Here is a 17,197-nt window from a genome sequence, read left to right on the forward strand (position 1 = left end):
TTAAAATGGATTTTAAAGATAAATTAAACAACATTCTTCTCAGTAATATAGGCGTGGTCATTATGACAGGCACAGAGGAATTGCTCGCTTTTCCCGAAAGAAAAGAAGTAATGGAGAATGATTGGGCAGAAGAAAACGGCGGAGATTATGACCTCTCTTCTCCTAAATTTAAAGACAAAGAGGTAACGCTTAAAATGGCAATTTTAGCAGATGATAATGTTCAGTTTTGGCAGTATTATAACACACTATTTGCCGAGTTGAAAAAAGAGGGGGAATTGTCGCTCTATGTCTTTGACCACGACCAAACCTACAAGGTGTTTTATAAAAAGTCTGGAAACTTTAAAAAAGTTTTAAAACGCCTTAAAAATGTAGAAAAAGTGTTTGTGAAATTTGATTTAACCTTTAAAGTTTTGTTCTGATGTTCATAGTTACGAGAAATAATAGCATCGTTGCACCAATAAAAGCGAAAGGTACAGTTGTCGAAAAATTATTTGGTGAGGAAACTGTTACGATGGATTTTAGCCTGCCTCATTTCGTTCTTTTCCGCATAGGCGATGCCGTGGAGGTTTATGGCAAAACTTATTACATCTCACAGGAGCCTGTGGTTAATAAAAAAAGCACAAAGGAGTATGTTTATAGTTTAGTCTTTAACGGCGAAAAATATCGCCTTGCCGAAGTACAATATTTTTTCTATGATGAAAACAACGAACTTAATATTTCGGAATTTTCTATCACGGCAACCGCTCAAAAAATGGTAGAGCTTTTAGTGGCTAATGCCAACCGAACGCAAACAGGCTGGAGCGTTGGAAGGATAGACAGCACCGAAACTAAAACAATAGATTTCAGCGATTATAATTGCCTCGCAGCTCTTACCCGTATAGCGGAGGATTTTGGTTTGGAGTTTTGGGTAGATGCAGATAAGTCTATCCATTTAGAGGAAAGAAAAAAGGTGTCTGGTTACACTTTGGAATATGGCAAAAGCAAAGGACTGAAAGGTATTACCCGAAATCCTTACACAGAGAGTAGCTTAGTTACTCGTCTGTATGCAAGAGGTTCTTCCCGAAATATCCCGAAGAACTACCGCAATGGGCAAAAAGTCCTGCGTATGCCAGTGCCTTTTTTGGAAAAAAATACCGATAAATATGGGATTATAGAACATACACAACCTTTTGAGGATATTTACCCAAAGCGTGTGGGCACCGTTACACAAGTATATGCAGATAACCCTTTAAAGTTCTCGGATAGCACTTTAGATTTTGATTTAAACGAATATAACGAATACGGAAATACTATAATACAAAAGGGTATATCGGCAAAAGTTATCTTTCAAACGGGCGATTTAGCAGGGTACACTTTGGAGGTTAAAGAGTACGGTTTTGATAGTGCAAGCAAAACATTCACACTGCTAAAAAATCAAGATGAAAAGTCTTTTGATATTCCAAGCGATACTTTCCGTCCGCAAGTGGGCGATAAGTATATTATCATTGACATTGCGATGTCTAAATCTTATGTAGATAATGCAGAGCAAGAGCTCCAAGCTGCTGCACAAGAATATTTAGATAAAAATAGCAAACAGCGATTTATCTATGCTGTAGAACCTGACCCTATTTATCTGAAAAAAATAAATTTCAATTTGAAGCTGGGACATACCATACAGTTTAAAGATTCAGATTTTGGATTAGATGATGATATTAGAGTAATCAGCATTACCCGAGATATTAACAACCCTTACGATATTAGTTTTGAAATAGCGGAACAAGCAACTATCACGCAAATTGTAAGAAATTACATCGAAAAAGAAAAAGCCCAAACGGCAATCAAAAAACAACAAAAGTACAATGCCGAAATGGCTCGCCGTTCTTTTTTGTTTGCCGAAGAAATTAAAAACAATGTGTTTGACAATGAGGGGTATTTTGATGCTCAAAAGATAAAGCCTTTAAGCATAGAAACGGGTATGCTTTCGGTGGGTTCTCGTATGCAACAGTTTTCGCTTCCAAATATTGCTCTAAGTATTACGAGCGACAATAAACGCCTACACAACACAGCGGGGCAAATGGTGCATCTAACGATAGACCCAAATGCCCCGAGGACTTGGAATTTAGCGGAAAATACGACGGTTCAGTTTAGCGACAATTTCAATTTTATTTATATCAAGGCGGACAAAATAGGTTCTAATGCAACCATAGTCGTAACCGAACAAAAAATCCTATTTGATAGCGACCCTATATTTTATTTTTTCTTGGCTGGCAATGTATCGTCAATTATTAACGGCGTTAGGCGTATCAAAACCAGTTACGGCTACACGCAAATAACACCTAGCGAAATAACCACGGGACGAATAACTAGCCCAAACGGTAGTAACTACATAGACCTAAAACAAGACGGTATAGAAATAAACGCCAAAGTTACTTTTGCGAGTAATAGCCCTGCGATAAAACAAGTAGTAGATGCTGTAAGTGTAGGAGGCGTAAACCTAGCTCGCAATACTGAATTTAAAAACGGTGGAGAACATTGGAGCAAAGGGTATCCACAAGCAGAGTTTCTACCTAATGAAAGGAGCGTTAAAATAACCTCGATAGATGGACAAGTTTACAATCAAATAGACCAAAATATAAAATGTGAGAAAAACACAGAATATACAATATCAGCCTTTGTTAAGGGGATAGGTTCAGCTTTTTTCTACGCATTAGAAATGAAAGAGAACGGCACTCATACGACTGTTTATTCTGATAATTACAGAGAGTTCCCTGTTAATTCAGAATATAAATATGTGAACTTTACGATAAGTACACAGTCTGACACTGCCTATTTCATCTTTATACTCAGAGCGTTTAGCAACAATACAGTTTGGTTTAAAGATGTAAAAGTAGAAAAAGGTAATAAAGCGACCGATTGGTCGCCCAATCCTAAAGATATAGAAGCTGAAATAATTACAATCGCAGAAGCAAAATCTAATTTAGCGAGAATACAAGCAGAGGCTCATGCTGACAATATAGTAACCGCCGAAGAACAAGCGAGAATAAACGAAGCTAAGGCGAAATTAGAGGAAGCAAAAGCTCACGCACAAGCATTGGTTACAACTCATAGAAACGAGGTTATCAGTAAGTTTGATAGCCTTGGTACAATGGCGTGGGAAAATTATATCGAAAAGGCAATGCTCGGCAACACAATTGTGCAAGGAGGCTATATCAAAACAGAGTTACTAAACGCTTCGGCAATAGTGAGTAACGGCGGAGGAGCCACAACATCTCAACTTAATAATGCTATCAATGGAGTAATTGTTGGTGGTCGAAATCTAGCTCGCAATACTGAATTTAAAAACGGTGGAGAACATTGGAGCAAAGGGTATCCACAAGCAGAGTTTCTACCTAATGAAAGAGCAGTTAAGATAACCTCAATAGATGGACAAGATTACAATCAAATAGACCAAAATATAAAATGTGAGAAAAACACAGAATATACAATATCAGCCTTTGTTAAGGGGATAGGTTCTGCCTTTTTCTACGCATTAGAAATGAAAGAAAATGGTACTTATACGGCTGTTTATTCTGATAATTACAGAGTATTTCCTATAAATTCAGAATACAAATATGTAAAATTTACAATAAGGACACAGTCTGACACTGCTTATTTCATCTTTATACTAAGAGCATTTAGCAACAATACAGTTTGGTTTAAAGATGTAAAAGTGGAAAAAGGTAATAAAGCGACCGATTGGTCGCCCAATCCACAGGATATAGAAACTCTATTTGCTAACCTTCAACAAGGGATAAGCAATATGCAAACCTCTTTGTCTGATGTAAAGACTAAAACAGACAACTTCGCTTCTATTCAAGGCGGGTTGATGATGGCTAATTTAATGAGTGTAGGAAGCAACCAAGCTAATCAAAACGCTTTTATTTCGGGAATAACCGACGAGGGAGCAATGAGCGTCAGGTTTGGAGCAGGTAGCAATTATGCCAATAAGCATAACGCTCCATTTAGGGTGCTAGATAATGGTAAAATGATAGCCAAAGATGCAGATATTACAGGGAGAATAACAGCCACAGGGGGGAATATAGGAGATTGGGAAATAAACGGCTCTTCTTTTAGGTCTTCTAGTATTGGAAGCAACGACTCGTGGGCTCAATATTCGAGTTACGCATTTTTTTCTCCAGAAACTTTTTTAATCAGAAAAAATGGCTCGGAGCGAGGAGAAACTAAAGAAGTGATGATGGGTATTACATCTAGTATATCCACGGGGTCAGAAGGAGCTGCTGCTGCAATAAAAAGCAACATTAAAAAAACTCAATACGACTTTGACAGAGATAATGTGGCACTAAGACTAGAGGCTAAAAATGGGGTTACAAATACCGCTTTAGATATTTTGAATGGAGATATTCGTGTGGGTGGAGAGGTAGGATATACAGGAGAATTATTTTTGGGGGGAGTATGGCTTACCATTAGAAAAGGTATAATAACAAATTATTCATAATAATAACTTTTAAAAACAATAAAACTATGAAAACAAAACAATTACAAAAGGTAAATGAGAGCGTGGCTACCACCCTAATGGAGACTATTGGGGAAAAGCAAATTTACTACCAATATGGAACGGATTACAACAACAAAACTCCTCAATCCGTCAATTTCACAACCCAATTACAAGATGGGAAGACCTTATCGGGAACCTACTCTAAAGGTGGTGGATTGTCCCTGAATGGGCAAGGCGTAAATAATGTAGAAGATTTGCAGGTAGTCAATACCGCCTTTGCCACTATCTTAGAAATAATAAACGGCTTTGAAGTTTCAGAAGAAGAAGTAAAAGATGGTGGTAGTCAATAAATATTTAGTACCGAGAGGGTACACCGCAATGGCGGTGTTTCCTTTCATCTTTCTGAAAAATAAGGAGTATCAAAAAAACAAGTACCTCCTAAACCACGAGAGAATACATCTAAGACAGCAATTAGAGTTACTGATTTTGCCTTTTTTCGTTTGGTATGGGCTAAACTACCTATGGAACTTAATAAAGTACAAGAACCATAGAGAAGCCTATCGGAATATCATATTTGAACAAGAGGCTTATGAGAATCAAAACGATTTAGAGTATTTGAAAAACCGAAAACTTTGGCAATTTTTAAAGTTGTTTTAAAAAGGTTTTAAAACGTCGAGGGTGGAAAGAATATCCGCCTTACAACAAAGGCGAGTATCCAATTGAATGGATAAGAGACAAAGAAAAAATAAAGAAAAACCTAATCAAAATGATAGAGGAAATTTAAACACTATTCAAACGGAACTTAAAATAAAGATAAAAAATAGGCTCTAATGTAATCATCAGAGCTTTATTTTTTTTTGGACATTTCGTTTGAAAAAAATGTATTTTTCGTTTTGCCGATTATATAAGTGTTATTTCTTGTCCGTTATCTTTGAGTTTAAATACTCTCTTTAATTCTGTCGTTAATAACATAATTTCTATTTTTTAAGGTTAATTATTCCGTTGCAAATAAGTCGGGTTGAAAGAGTGCTGTAAGCTCCTTTCTACGCTTTCTAATCTTTTCAGCATATTCGGGATATTCTTCCACACTTGGCAACTTTGTCCACGCTTCTCTCGGTTTTCCTTGTTCTGCAAGTTCCTCTACCTTTTCCATAAGTTCCTTGTATTTCTTATCTCGCTTTTCTTTCTCTTTCTTTTCCTTATCTGCTTTTTCCTTTTCCATTGCCGATTGCCTTTGAGCTTCTTCTTGTGCCTTTAAGTAACTCTCCATATTTACCATAAGTTTTGAGGTGCTTTCAATTGGCGGTGTAATGGTTGCAAAAAACTGCTCGTCCAATTCTTCGGCTGTACCTTTGATTGTTAGCGGTGGGATAAGGTGCTTCGCCTTATCGCCACACGCATCATTGTTCAATAATATGGATATTACTATGTTTTCAGTATCTTTTTTAATCGTTAGATTGAGTGTCCCCTCAATTTCTAATCCTGCTATTTGTTTAAAAAAATTTGTATTCATTGTTTCTAAATTTTAAATTACTTTGTACTCTTCAATCATATATTCTACTTCTTCGTCAAACCCTTGTGTTTGCTTCTTATTTTTAAGCATATACAAATCGGATTTTGATAGTTCTTTGCGGTATCTCTCCCTGCTAATTTCAGCAATTAATTCAATGGCTTTTTGAAAGTTGTCCGTAACATATTCTATTGTCTTACTTTCATTGCTGTGCCATTTGTCGGTTGTGAAAATGATATATGCGTTTTTCATATTATTGAGGTTTCTAAGTGGGTTATTTTATCTATTGGATACCCTTTGTCTGTGAATTGGTAATTTTCTTCCGCAAACATTTGTATAATGTATTCATCAGCGGTTAATCTTTCGTATTCTTTTTGTAGTTCTTTGTATAAATGTTGGTTCAAATCATTTAAAACACTTTCCACCCATTTCAATAGTTTTTCAACTTGATACTCAATGTGTGGGTATTCCTTACTATCATCGTTAAAAGTGTACTCCCAATCAAAGTGCAGATAATAATATCGGTGTCTGTTATAGGTCTTAAAATAAATATCTATATATCCGTTTTGGATAAGATTAAGCACTCTTTTATCCATATCCAAAACATCAAAATTAAACTCTTGATTGGGGGCATAATCTTTCCATTTTTCAGCTTTAACGGCTTGTATAAATTTCCTTATATCAAGTATGTTACACGCAAAACTACTTCCGTCGCCTTGTGAATAGAAACCACTGAAAAAGATTTCGGACGGATTTATATCAATCTCCAATATTGAGCATATCACCACAAAATCAAAGTAAGTATTTTGCCACCACCAATGGCTATCGACCTCTTTGTATCGGTACTTGTCTAATACCTGCTCTTGGACTTCTTTGTCTAACTCCTCGTATTTGTAAATTTGTATCGTGATTGTGTTCATAATTTTACTCTTTAACTGTTCAAAATTTTTGTTAATTCCATTTCAGCTGTCCAAAATTCCTCGCCCGTATGCTTCCCGTGAGCGGTATAGTATATATTTCCATATCGGTCAAGTTTCAATCGGTAACAATTTAAAGTGCTTTGAGGGGCTGAAAATTGTTCTTGTTCTTCATTCTCTAACTCCACAAAAGTCCAATCCGTATCACCTAATAAACTCTCTAAATTTGAGGTTGGTTCTTCTGTTAGTTTCGGTTGTGTGGTCTTGTAAAAATCCACAAAGGTATCTCGGTAATTAACCGACAAAAAACAATCATCATTCTCTATATTGTCCAACACTTTAAGGCGTTGGGCTTGTTGCTCTTTCCACCCTTGCGAAATAGTTATAATCGCAAAGTCGCAACTATCCCACTCGCTGCCTGTGTAGGCTCTTACTAAAATATGCCTTGTTGGTGTGTGTGATTTTTTCATTGCTTTATGGTTTATAAAGGCGGTTACTATGATATAACCGCCTTTGGGTTAGTATTTAATTTTTCGTTATCCTCTGTTAGTTGTAACTAAACATCTCGGCTCCGTGTTCTGCAAAAACATTACAAAGGTCAAAGGCTTTTTGTCCTCTGCTTTGTGCAGTTCCGCCCATTACTAAGGATTTTAATTTGCTTTCATCGTCCTTGTAATTACATACATTTTGATAGTACCCAGTAACGGCGTTGTATGCACCGAACAAAGTTCCTTTCGTGGTTTCCATTTGTTGGCTATCGCTGACCATTGCATACATAAAAGCATCATCTACGGTATTTTTAAACACGGTTGATAGTTCATCGGTGTTACCTTTTTTCAAGTGTTCTAAGGTTTCTTTATTAGGACACAAAGCCAATTCTATTAACTTTCGTACTTCTCGGTCGTTTACTCGGATTTTTGCCCACTCGTTAAATGTTCCCTCTAATCGGTCGCTTAACTTATTGGCTAATCCCATAACCTTGTGAGCGTTGGCTAATCGCTGTTTTGCCCCTGATGTATGACGGATACGAACCACATTATTCATATTTTTAAATGCAGCGTTCAGCGTATTTTGACACACTATTCGGATAGGCGTAAAGGCGGCTGTAATACTTCCACTTCCATCGTGGCTTGTGGTTAAAAAAATGTACTTTTCAGTTACATCATCACCATTGCCCACTCGGATATAACTTGGTAATTTGGCGGTTATAAAAATCTTCTCGCCTTTGCCTAAAGCCCCAGCGGTTTCGTACAAAATTCCATTGCCACCTCCGACAATCTCATCGAAAAAGGCGAATGCCTCGTGGTTTTGTACGACTTGGTAGTCTTTACCTACTACGCCCAAAATCTCATTGTTATCATCTCGCATCGTGGCAAAGGCGTTCGGCACTTCGATTTCGCTGTCGTAAAACTCTATTCCCTGCTCGGTGGTTTTCAATCCCTTACCCTTAGTGTATAAAGGCTCTTTGCTGACTTCAAAGTCTAATCCTGCGTGTCTTATCGCTTCTGCACTTGTTGGGTGTTCGCTTACGATTTGCCCCAATCCGTGCCACGCTTTTTCCTTTACGCTGAAAAAACTGTACTTTCCTGTTCTGCTGTTGTAATTAATGTTATGTGCCATTGTTCTAAAATTTAAATGTTCTTAAATTGTTTTGTTCGTCTGTTAATTAAAATGGTAAATCGTCTTCGGTTTCCTCCAACGGTTGTGGTGTTCCCTGTCCGTTAGTTGTTTCCGTGTTCTGTCTTTGTCCACTTGCGTGTAACTTGATTTTTGAGGTGTGAAAATTAAGCCCCGCTTTGGGTTCTCCGTCCTTGCTAAGCCACGCCCTTGCACTCACTCGCCCAGTGAGTTCAACCAAAGCTCCTTTGGTTAATATCTTGGCTACATTTGTACCTTGCCAATACGCACAATCAAAAAAAGCAGTCTGTTGTATGTCTTCGCCTTGTTTGTTACGATAGTGATTGTTTACGGCGATTGAAAAGTTTACTACTTTTCTGTCGTTAGGAAGGGCTTTCACCTCCGCATCTCTTGTTAATCGTCCTGTGATGTTCATTTTGTTTAATTTTAATTGTTAATTACTCGTTTGTTACGCTCTGCCCACGCTTTGCTCTCTTGCCAGGCTGTGTTGAAATTTTTTATTATTCGGTAATGAGAGGAAGAGCTGTTTCGTTTAAAATCCATTACTAATAAATCTACTTTTGTATGTTTCATATTGACCTTTTTTTTATTCGTCTAAAGAGCCGGAATATGCTGGTTTCGTTTCGAGGGCTTATAAAAAGTAGTGTTTAGCCTCCACAAGGTTTTTCAAAAAAATACGCTCCTTGGAGGAAGATTTTTTTGAAAACCCGTAGGGCTTGACCTTGTGGAGGCGTTAAGAACACGGAAATACTTTTGCCCTTCGAGTACGAAACCAGCATTACGGCTATTTAACTCTCGAAAAAAAAGGTGGAAATAGGAAGTGAAATACAAAAGACAAATTCGGTAATGGGTACAATCGAAAGGATAAGCTCTGCATCGATTACCGAATATTTTTTTATTACTAAGACTCGTTGTGCATTTTAAATAATACTGATTTTTAGATGATTTAATTTTCTTTGGAAGATAAATTTATTGATATATTGAATAACCGTTGCGGCGGTTATTTTACTGATTATCCTTGTTTTAAAGCCTTCAAAAGTTTTAGCATTGTTTCTTTTAATCATAAATTGGTCGCAAAGTTGAGAGAAAAATGTCTCAATTCGTTTTCGCTTTTTCTTGTACAATGAAAATTGAGGAATATAATCTTTCTGATTACTTCTCATTGGTGTATCTAATTTAATATTAGCATAGTTAAATAAATCTATTTGAACTTTTGCTGATAAATAGCCTCTATCTCCAATTAAAGTACAGTTTCGCATTTGCTCACCACTATCTTTTAAATAGTGGATGTCGTGAACGGATGCAGGGCTTATATCAAAATTCTTAATCACACCATTTAAAGAACATACTGCGTGTAGTTTATAGCCATAGAAATATAATTTCTGTGAAGCACAATAACCATATGTTGGTGAAGAATAGGATTGCTCTTTACAAATTTTTGAACGAGTAGAACGAGCGTTTTCACAAACTTTCATTGGCATGCTATCAACGATAAAAATATCTTCAAACTCATTGAACTCCATCGAAATACGCTGTCTAATTTGCTCTGTTTGTAGGGATAGTCTTCGTTTTCGCTTATTGTAAACACTTCTTTCAATTTTGTTTATCAGAGAGTTTGGCAATTTTCTAAATAACTGTAATTCGCTATCAATACTCAAGTATTCAGCAGTAATATTAAGGCTTATGACTTCTAAATCGCTCATTTTAGGTGTTCTTCTCTGATAACTAATCAGTTGATTTTCTGAAAAAAGTCCTAAAACTTCCAAAATTCTTTCATATATTTGCTCTAAGTTGTTCATTTATATCGTTTTATAGCAAAAACAATATACTGATTTTCAGTCTAATAAACAACTCTTGTTTTTTTCATTTCATAATGCACAACGGGTTACTAAGGTTTATTTCTAAATAAAATTACCGCTACAAAACAGGAAAAAAGGGAATGTTTTGTAGCGGTAGTTAGGGTAAGTATAAAAATTCTTGGTAGCTCTTATAGGGTTTTTCACAGGAAAATCATAATAATGTGCTACTAAGAATAAAACACATCATTTTTAAGTATAACTCAAAGATAAATTCTGCAACTTTTGTGAAGCTAACTCCATATCTTTACTAATCTTTGTATTTGTAATTTTTGCATAAATTTCTGTGGTATGAATATGTTTATGTCCAAGCATTTTACTGATACTTTCTATTGGAATATCTTCAGTCAGCATCAAGGTGGCAAAGCTATGTCTTGCCCAATGGAAGGTAATGGGTTTATCTCGAAAAATTCCACATTCATTCATAATTATTTTGAGATATTTATTACAGGTACTATTACTCGGTACGGGAAGTAATGCACCATTTTTTCCTAAGCCTTCATACTTCTTTAAAATCATTTCTGGAATTTCCAATACTCGGACATTACAAGGTATTTTTGATTTTTGTCGTCGTTTGATGAGCCACTTATGACCATCAAAGAACTCTTGCAAATGGACAGAACTAAGTTGGTATATATCAATATATGAAAAACCTGTAAAACAACTAAAAAGGGCTAAATCCCTAACTAATTCTATGAGCTTTTTCATTCTTTCAGAAAAATCATCACAAGGTGTGTATTCAATGAGTTTTATAATCTCTGATTTTAAGAGATAACCTCTATCTTTTGGTACAAGTGTATTTTTATAGTGCCGAAAAGGATTAACAATAATAATGTTGTCATTTAAAGCTCTTTTTATGGTTCGTAAAAGCGGTCCCATATTACCATAAATACTATTGTGGTCTAACCCTCTCTCTATTCTAAGATAATAGTCATAATCATCAATAAAGGTTTTGTCAAGCTCTATCAATTCTATATCGTCTCTGTGAAGTTTTTCTTTAAGAAATCGTTCTAAATTTCCATAGGCATTTTTATGAGTATTATAACTTCCTGGGGCTCTCAATTTCTTCTCAACTTTGAGTTCAAAATCTTTGAGTAAACCCTGAAAGCATTTTAATAAGGTGTGCCCCGAATGTTCTCTGCCTAAATATCTATCTTTTACTTTTTTTGCAGTTACATACCCCTCGTATTTTAGCATATCGCTATAAATATTCTGGATATTGGTTTCAATGGCTTTTAATTTTTTGTTGATTTACTTAGCTTCGTCGGTTTTTCCGCAAACCTGACTGTTTTGCAAATCCAACGAAGGAGATAAACTCAACTTGGTAGAAAAGGGTTCATTTTTTCCGTTAATGGTAATCCTTGCCATAATGGGAATAGTTCCATCGGCTTTCGGATTTTTTCTTTTTAGGTAAAACAATACTGTGAATGTTGTTCTTTTGGTCTGTTTCATCACTCCATATTTTATAGTTACTAAATTAGTTTCTATTGAGTAACAATGAAAGATGAAATTTTACGCAAATTACTGAAATATAACCTCTTTAATGAAAAACTTTCTATACAAATCAAGTAACTGATAAGTAACTCAACTTTGTCATTTGAGGTCAAATCTCAGTAAATCACAGTCTGCAAGTTAAAGGTAAATAAACAATTAATCTCTTATTTTACAACTAATTATGATTTTTTTTTCATAATTTTGCTTTTTGACTAAATGTTTATTTTAAATTTTAGATAAAAGTGTTCTAAAGTTTACTTTATCATCTATAATTTTTCTTAGGTCTTCCACAGATACTCTTTCTTGTTTCATTGTATCTCTTTCTCTAAGAGTTACTGTATTATCATTAAGTGAATCATGGTCTACAGTAATGCAGAAAGGTGTACCTATGGCATCTTGTCTTCTGTAGCGCTTACCAATACTATCTTTTTCTTCAAAGATAACATTAAAGTCGTACTTTAATTCGTTGAAGATTTTTTCTGCAAATTCTGGCAGCCCGTCTTTTTTAACTAATGGCAAAATAGCCGCTTTTACAGGAGCTAGAGCTGGAGGTAAAGACAATACTGTTCTTGTAGAACCATCTTCTAAGGCCTCTTCTTTAAGAGAGCTAGAGAACACTGCTAGGAACATTCTATCTAATCCCACAGAAGTTTCTACCACATAAGGCACATAGCTTTCGCTTCTTTCTGGGTCAAAATATTGCAATTTTCTACCAGAGAATTTCTCGTGTGCAGAAAGGTCAAAGTCTGTTCTTGAGTGGATACCTTCCAACTCTTTAAATCCGAATGGGAACTTAAATTCTATGTCTGCTGCTGCATTAGCATAATGAGCTAGTTTTTCGTGGTCATGGAACTTGTAATTTTCCGTACCTAATCCAAGTGCCAAATGCCAATTAAGTCGTTTTTGTTTCCATTCTTCGTAGAATGACAATTCTGTCCCTGGAGCTACAAAAAATTGCATTTCCATTTGTTCAAACTCTCTCATACGGAAGATAAATTGCCTCGCTACAATTTCATTTCTAAACGCCTTTCCGATTTGAGCAATCCCAAAAGGTAGCTTATGTCTAGAAGTTTTCTGTACATTAGAGAAGTTTACGAAAATACCTTGTGCTGTCTCTGGTCTTAGGTAAAGCTCCATGGCGTTTTCTGCGGAAGCTCCTAGTTTAGTCCCAAACATTAGGTTAAACTGTCTTACTTCTGTCCAGTTTTTAGAGCCAGTATCAGGGTCTGCTATTTCTAGCTCTTCTATAAGGGCTTTAACATCAGCTAAATCATTATTATCAAGAGATTTAGCCATTCTAGTAAGAATACTTTTCTGTCTTTCTCTGTATTCTAGAACTCTAGGGTTGGTATTTACAAATTGTTCCTCGTCAAAATCAGCACCAAATCTTTTTTTTGTTTTGGCTATTTCTTTCTGCGCCTTATCTTCTAATTTTGCACAATAGTCTTCTATAAGCACATCGGCTCTAAATCTTTTCTTGGAATCTTTGTTGTCTATCAAAGGGTCGTTGAAAGAGTCCACGTGCCCAGAAGCTTTCCATGTAGTAGGATGCATTAGAATAGCAGAGTCTAACCCAACAATGTTTTCATTAAGTTGAGTCATGGCTTTCCACCAATATTGCTTAATATTATTTTTTAGTTCGGCACCATTTTGCCCATAATCATAAACAGCAGATAGTCCGTCGTATATTTCACTAGACGGAAAAATAAACCCATATTCTTTAGCGTGGGATACCACTTTCTTAAAATCGTCTTCTTGCTTAGCCATAATATTTAGAATATACCTGCAAAAATAACTTTTTTAATTTTAATTTTGAGGTAAAATCAAATTCTATTTGATAAAAATGGATTGATATTTAAAAATGGAAAATAGATTTGGCAATATTCCAAGCAGATTCAAAATGGAGCATATTCTGCTTAATTTCTATCTTTTCTAAATTCATAAAGTTGAAAAGCTGTTCTGTAGGCATATTTCCTACAAGGTCATCTTTAGCCATTGGGCAGCCTCCTATCCCTTTTATAGCTGAATCAAATCGTCTGCAGCCTTTATCATACGCAGCCTTTAGTTTAATGTAAGAATCTTCGTATCTGTTATGAAAATGAGCACCAAAGCTAATATCAGGGTGATTCGCAGGAATTTTATCAAATAAAAGTGTAATGCTTTCCGCAGTGGCTACCCCTGTGGTATCCGAAAGTAATATATTTCTGACTCCTATTTCCGAAAATCGGTTCGCCCAAAAGGCAACATCTTCCCATTTCCAATCTTCTCCGTATGGATTTCCGAATGCCATAGAAAAGTAGAGGTTAAGTGTTTTATTCTCAGATTTTACCATTTCTAAGATGGTTTCCACTTGATTGAATGCTTCCTCTTGATCTTTGTTGGTGTTTCTAAACTGAAAGGTTTCGGATATAGAAAAAGGAAATCCCAAAATGTCTACATTGGCATGAGAAAGTGCCTTTTCTGCCCCTGTTATGTTAGCTACAATAACGGATAGCTTGGTGTTTGATAAAGACTTATCTATATTATCCAGTACTTCCCCAGAGTCCGCCATTTGTGGAATGGCTTTAGGAGAAACAAAGCTACCACAGTCCAACACATCAAACCCTACCTCCATTAAGCTATTAAGGTAATTGATTTTTGTATCTGTTGGAATAAACTCACTCCAACCTTGCATGGCATCTCGTGGACATTCTGTTAGAAACATAATTTTGGTTTAGGAGATAAACTCTAGTTTCCAAATATAATAAAAACTTTTTAAAAGTAAATTTTATTTTAATATTTTGATAATCATTTGTTTATTGTATTTTAGAGTTGGGTTGACTTTCAAGATTACAATGGAATTTTGAAGATATATAATGGTTTTTGTCTGATAATATTTACCTTTGTGTATTATGTTTGAAGATTTTAAACCCACACTAAAAATCCTATTAAGATTTTTATTAGTTTATTTAGTCTTGCTGGGAGTTTATCAGTTTTATTTAAATACTCAAGAAGGTTTAGATGGCTTGTCAATACATATAGCCAACCAATGTACTTTGATACAGAATAACATAGGGTATCCATCACAAGCCATACCTCAACCAGAACATAATACTTTGTGGTATTATGTAGGTGGGGAGTATGTGTCTAGAATGGTGGAAGGTTGTAATGCTGTATCTGTAATAATACTTTTTATAGCATTTATTTTTGCATTTTATAGAGGTTTTAATACTTTTATTTTTGTTTTTGCAGGAGTTATATTTCTGTATATCATAAACATACTTAGGATTGTTGGAATAAATGTAGTGCTACTTGAATATCCATCTTATGGTAAAGCTGCCCATGATTATATATTCCCTGCGATTATTTACGGAAGTGTGGTTTTATTATGGATTATTTGGATTAAATTTTTTGTACTGAAAGATGAAGTTCAAAGGTAATCTTGTATTTGTTATACTCGGTATTATTGGTTTAATAGGGGTTCGTTTTTTAGAAGAAACTCTATTTTATGATCCTTTTTTAATCTATTTCAAAATGATGGATGGAGCCAAAGTATTCCCCGTTTTTCAGTGGGGAAAACTTGTTTTAGGACATCTTTTTAGGCTGATACTTAATCTACTTTTTTCGCTAATCATTGTTTATTTTCTTTTTAAAGATAAAACAAAGACAATGTTAGCTTGTGTTTTAATGTTATTAGTTTTTTTGATTACTTTCCCTATTTATCTCTATCTAGTTTATACAGAATTCGACTCAGGATTGCTTTTAGCTTTTTATGTTCGTAGGTTTGTTATTCAACCTATAATTTTATTGCTCATCATTCCAATGTTTTATTATATGGATGTGAAGAACAAGAATTAAATTACAAAACAAAAAGGCTTATCTAATTTATTACAGATAAGCCTTTTTTATAATTTATAAACTATTCTACATTTTCCACTCGTGTAATTTCAGGAACTTTTTCTTTAACTGTATTTTCTACGCCTAGCTTCATTGTGGAGAAACTTACAGGACACCCAGAGCAGTTACCTAGTAATTTCACATAGACTACAGTGTCTTCTATTTTGATGAGCTCTATATCTCCACCATCTTTATTAAGAAAAGGACGAATACTTTCTAAAGCATTTTCTACTCTTACTTCTATACTATTATTTTCCATCTTTATTTTAACTCTTTAAAAATATAATATGGTAATTAATTTTTTTGGGAACATCCTGCCATAGTAGTTATTTTAACGGCTTCTGTAGGAGGTAGATTTTTATTTCTTTCCACTAAGCTCTCTACCATTTTCTGAGTGGTTTCTGTATAGATTTCTGCAATTTTAGAACCATCTTGCAAAGCTGCTGGCCTTCCTACATCGCCAGCTTCTCTTATACTTTGGATTAGAGGAATTTCGCCCAGTACAGGTATGCCTAAATCTTCCGCCATATATTGTGCTCCTTGTTTACCAAAGATATAATACTTATTATCAGGCAATTCTTCTGGTGTGAAATAAGCCATATTCTCTATTAAACCTAAAACTGGAATATTGATACTTTCCATTTGGAACATTGCAATACCTTTCTTAACATCTGCAAGAGCAATATGTTGTGGGGTGCTTACAATAACAGCTCCTGTTACAGGTACTTCTTGTATGATAGAAAGATGAATATCTCCCGTTCCTGGAGGTAGGTCTATCAATAAGAAATCTAATTCGCCCCAAGCAGCATCTCTTAGCATTTGGTTGAGAGCTTTTGCAGCCATAGGTCCTCTCCATACTACCGCTTGATTAGCTCCAGAAAAATAACCGATGGATAACATTTTAACCCCATAATTTTCAATCGGCTTCATTAGGTTTCTGCCGTTTTCTTCAACAGAAATAGGTTTTTGCCCTTCGGTATCAAACATGGTAGGTACAGATGGGCCATAGATGTCTGCATCTAGTAAACCTACTTTAAAGCCCATTTTGACCAAAGATATTGCAAGGTTAGCAGCTACTGTAGACTTTCCTACACCTCCTTTTCCAGAGGCAATAGCGATGATGTTTTTTATGCCTGGGATTTCCTTACCTTTGATTTGATTAAGCTGAGCTTCCGAAGGTTCAGGAGAAACGATTTTCAACTTTAAAACAATCTCTTCCCCAAACTCAGATGCAAAAGCTTGTTTCATTGCTGCTTCTAGCTTTTTTTTCTCGTGCATTGCTGGAGAATGTGCCGTCATATCAATATAAACATCATTACCCATAACCTGAACATTATTCACCAAGTCATCTACCTCAACCTCTTTTAAAAAAGCTAATACTCTATCTTTTTTTATCATTATTTTCTTTTTAGGAATACAAATTTAAGGATTT

Annotated in this window: 20 protein-coding genes; 6 read left to right on the forward strand and 14 right to left on the reverse strand. The window is 35.3% G+C overall.

What is annotated here, in order from left to right; genetic code table 11:
- The first annotated feature begins 5 nt into the window (after positions 1-5).
- The 4 genes from VIX88_RS10475 to VIX88_RS10490 are packed head-to-tail and all read left to right on the forward strand — an operon-like array spanning position 6 to position 5,131.
- The gene (locus VIX88_RS10475) at positions 6-419 is read left to right on the forward strand and encodes a hypothetical protein (protein WP_014938808.1); all 414 of its coding nucleotides are present in this window, start codon (positions 6-8) and stop codon (positions 417-419) included.
- Entirely contained in the window at positions 419-4,474 is a 4,056-nt protein-coding gene (locus VIX88_RS10480; protein ID WP_237190303.1) for a phage tail protein, read from the forward strand. Before VIX88_RS10475 ends, VIX88_RS10480 begins: the two co-directional genes overlap by 1 nt.
- Before the next feature lie 26 nt (positions 4,475-4,500).
- Entirely contained in the window at positions 4,501-4,824 is a 324-nt protein-coding gene (locus VIX88_RS10485; RefSeq protein ID WP_154212635.1) for a hypothetical protein, read from the forward strand.
- Positions 4,808-5,131 (forward strand): hypothetical protein, encoded by a 324-nt coding sequence (locus VIX88_RS10490; protein ID WP_214193857.1) that lies wholly within the window; start codon positions 4,808-4,810, stop codon positions 5,129-5,131. The genes VIX88_RS10485 and VIX88_RS10490 overlap by 17 nt, the downstream gene beginning before the upstream one ends.
- Before the next feature lie 337 nt (positions 5,132-5,468).
- Here the strand turns inward: VIX88_RS10490 and VIX88_RS10495 are convergent, their stop codons facing one another.
- The 12 genes from VIX88_RS10495 to VIX88_RS10550 form a co-directional block, all read right to left on the reverse strand.
- Positions 5,469-5,987: a PRTRC system protein E gene (locus tag VIX88_RS10495; RefSeq protein WP_064971113.1), complete on the reverse strand. Its 519-nt coding sequence runs from the start codon at positions 5,985-5,987 to the stop codon at positions 5,469-5,471.
- Between the two features lie 12 nt (positions 5,988-5,999).
- Positions 6,000-6,236, reverse strand: coding sequence for a hypothetical protein (locus tag VIX88_RS10500; protein WP_064971114.1), 237 nt, complete (start codon positions 6,234-6,236; stop codon positions 6,000-6,002).
- The gene (locus VIX88_RS10505; protein WP_064971115.1) at positions 6,233-6,904 is read right to left on the reverse strand and encodes a hypothetical protein; all 672 of its coding nucleotides are present in this window, start codon (positions 6,902-6,904) and stop codon (positions 6,233-6,235) included. Before VIX88_RS10505 ends, VIX88_RS10500 begins: the two co-directional genes overlap by 4 nt.
- An 11-nt stretch (positions 6,905-6,915) precedes the next feature.
- The gene (locus VIX88_RS10510) at positions 6,916-7,371 is read right to left on the reverse strand and encodes a hypothetical protein (RefSeq protein WP_064971116.1); all 456 of its coding nucleotides are present in this window, start codon (positions 7,369-7,371) and stop codon (positions 6,916-6,918) included.
- 76 nt (positions 7,372-7,447) lie between these two features.
- Positions 7,448-8,521 (reverse strand): DUF932 domain-containing protein, encoded by a 1,074-nt coding sequence (locus VIX88_RS10515; protein WP_064971117.1) that lies wholly within the window; start codon positions 8,519-8,521, stop codon positions 7,448-7,450.
- Between the two features lie 46 nt (positions 8,522-8,567).
- Complete coding sequence (locus VIX88_RS10520) at positions 8,568-8,954, reverse strand: single-stranded DNA-binding protein (protein WP_064971118.1); 387 nt, start codon at positions 8,952-8,954, stop codon at positions 8,568-8,570.
- An 11-nt stretch (positions 8,955-8,965) separates the two neighbouring features.
- Positions 8,966-9,112 (reverse strand): hypothetical protein, encoded by a 147-nt coding sequence (locus VIX88_RS10525; RefSeq protein WP_154212774.1) that lies wholly within the window; start codon positions 9,110-9,112, stop codon positions 8,966-8,968.
- Positions 9,113-9,459: 347 nt separating this feature from the next.
- Positions 9,460-10,338 (reverse strand): IS982-like element ISRa1 family transposase, encoded by an 879-nt coding sequence (locus tag VIX88_RS10530; protein ID WP_127919925.1) that lies wholly within the window; start codon positions 10,336-10,338, stop codon positions 9,460-9,462.
- A gap of 249 nt (positions 10,339-10,587) precedes the next feature.
- Entirely contained in the window at positions 10,588-11,592 is a 1,005-nt protein-coding gene (locus VIX88_RS10535) for a site-specific integrase (RefSeq protein ID WP_237190305.1), read from the reverse strand.
- 54 nt (positions 11,593-11,646) lie between these two features.
- Positions 11,647-11,847 (reverse strand): Arm DNA-binding domain-containing protein, encoded by a 201-nt coding sequence (locus tag VIX88_RS10540; protein ID WP_237190307.1) that lies wholly within the window; start codon positions 11,845-11,847, stop codon positions 11,647-11,649.
- Positions 11,848-12,114: 267 nt separating this feature from the next.
- The gene (locus tag VIX88_RS10545) at positions 12,115-13,656 is read right to left on the reverse strand and encodes a glycine--tRNA ligase (protein ID WP_214193859.1); all 1,542 of its coding nucleotides are present in this window, start codon (positions 13,654-13,656) and stop codon (positions 12,115-12,117) included.
- 88 nt (positions 13,657-13,744) lie between these two features.
- On the reverse strand, positions 13,745-14,593 hold the full coding sequence (locus tag VIX88_RS10550) for a hydroxymethylglutaryl-CoA lyase (RefSeq protein ID WP_064970586.1): 849 nt from the start codon (positions 14,591-14,593) through the stop codon (positions 13,745-13,747).
- A 187-nt stretch (positions 14,594-14,780) separates the two neighbouring features.
- Between VIX88_RS10550 and xrtF the strand changes: the two genes are divergently transcribed.
- Positions 14,781-15,308, forward strand: a complete 528-nt coding sequence (gene xrtF, locus VIX88_RS10555) for an exosortase family protein XrtF (RefSeq protein ID WP_154469457.1) — start codon at positions 14,781-14,783, stop codon at positions 15,306-15,308.
- On the forward strand, positions 15,292-15,726 hold the full coding sequence (locus VIX88_RS10560) for an exosortase F system-associated membrane protein (RefSeq protein ID WP_004918183.1): 435 nt from the start codon (positions 15,292-15,294) through the stop codon (positions 15,724-15,726). The genes xrtF and VIX88_RS10560 overlap by 17 nt, the downstream gene beginning before the upstream one ends.
- Before the next feature lie 61 nt (positions 15,727-15,787).
- Here the strand turns inward: VIX88_RS10560 and VIX88_RS10565 are convergent, their stop codons facing one another.
- Positions 15,788-16,024 carry a NifU family protein gene (locus tag VIX88_RS10565; RefSeq protein WP_014938027.1) on the reverse strand — a complete coding sequence of 79 codons (237 nt, stop codon included), beginning with the start codon at positions 16,022-16,024 and terminating at the stop codon, positions 15,788-15,790.
- A gap of 35 nt (positions 16,025-16,059) precedes the next feature.
- Entirely contained in the window at positions 16,060-17,163 is a 1,104-nt protein-coding gene (locus VIX88_RS10570; protein WP_107046496.1) for an Mrp/NBP35 family ATP-binding protein, read from the reverse strand.
- Positions 17,164-17,197: the final 34 nt, after the last annotated feature.

This window comes from Riemerella anatipestifer (genome assembly GCF_035666175.1).
GTDB classification, from domain to species: Bacteria; Bacteroidota; Bacteroidia; order Flavobacteriales; family Weeksellaceae; genus Riemerella; species Riemerella anatipestifer_D.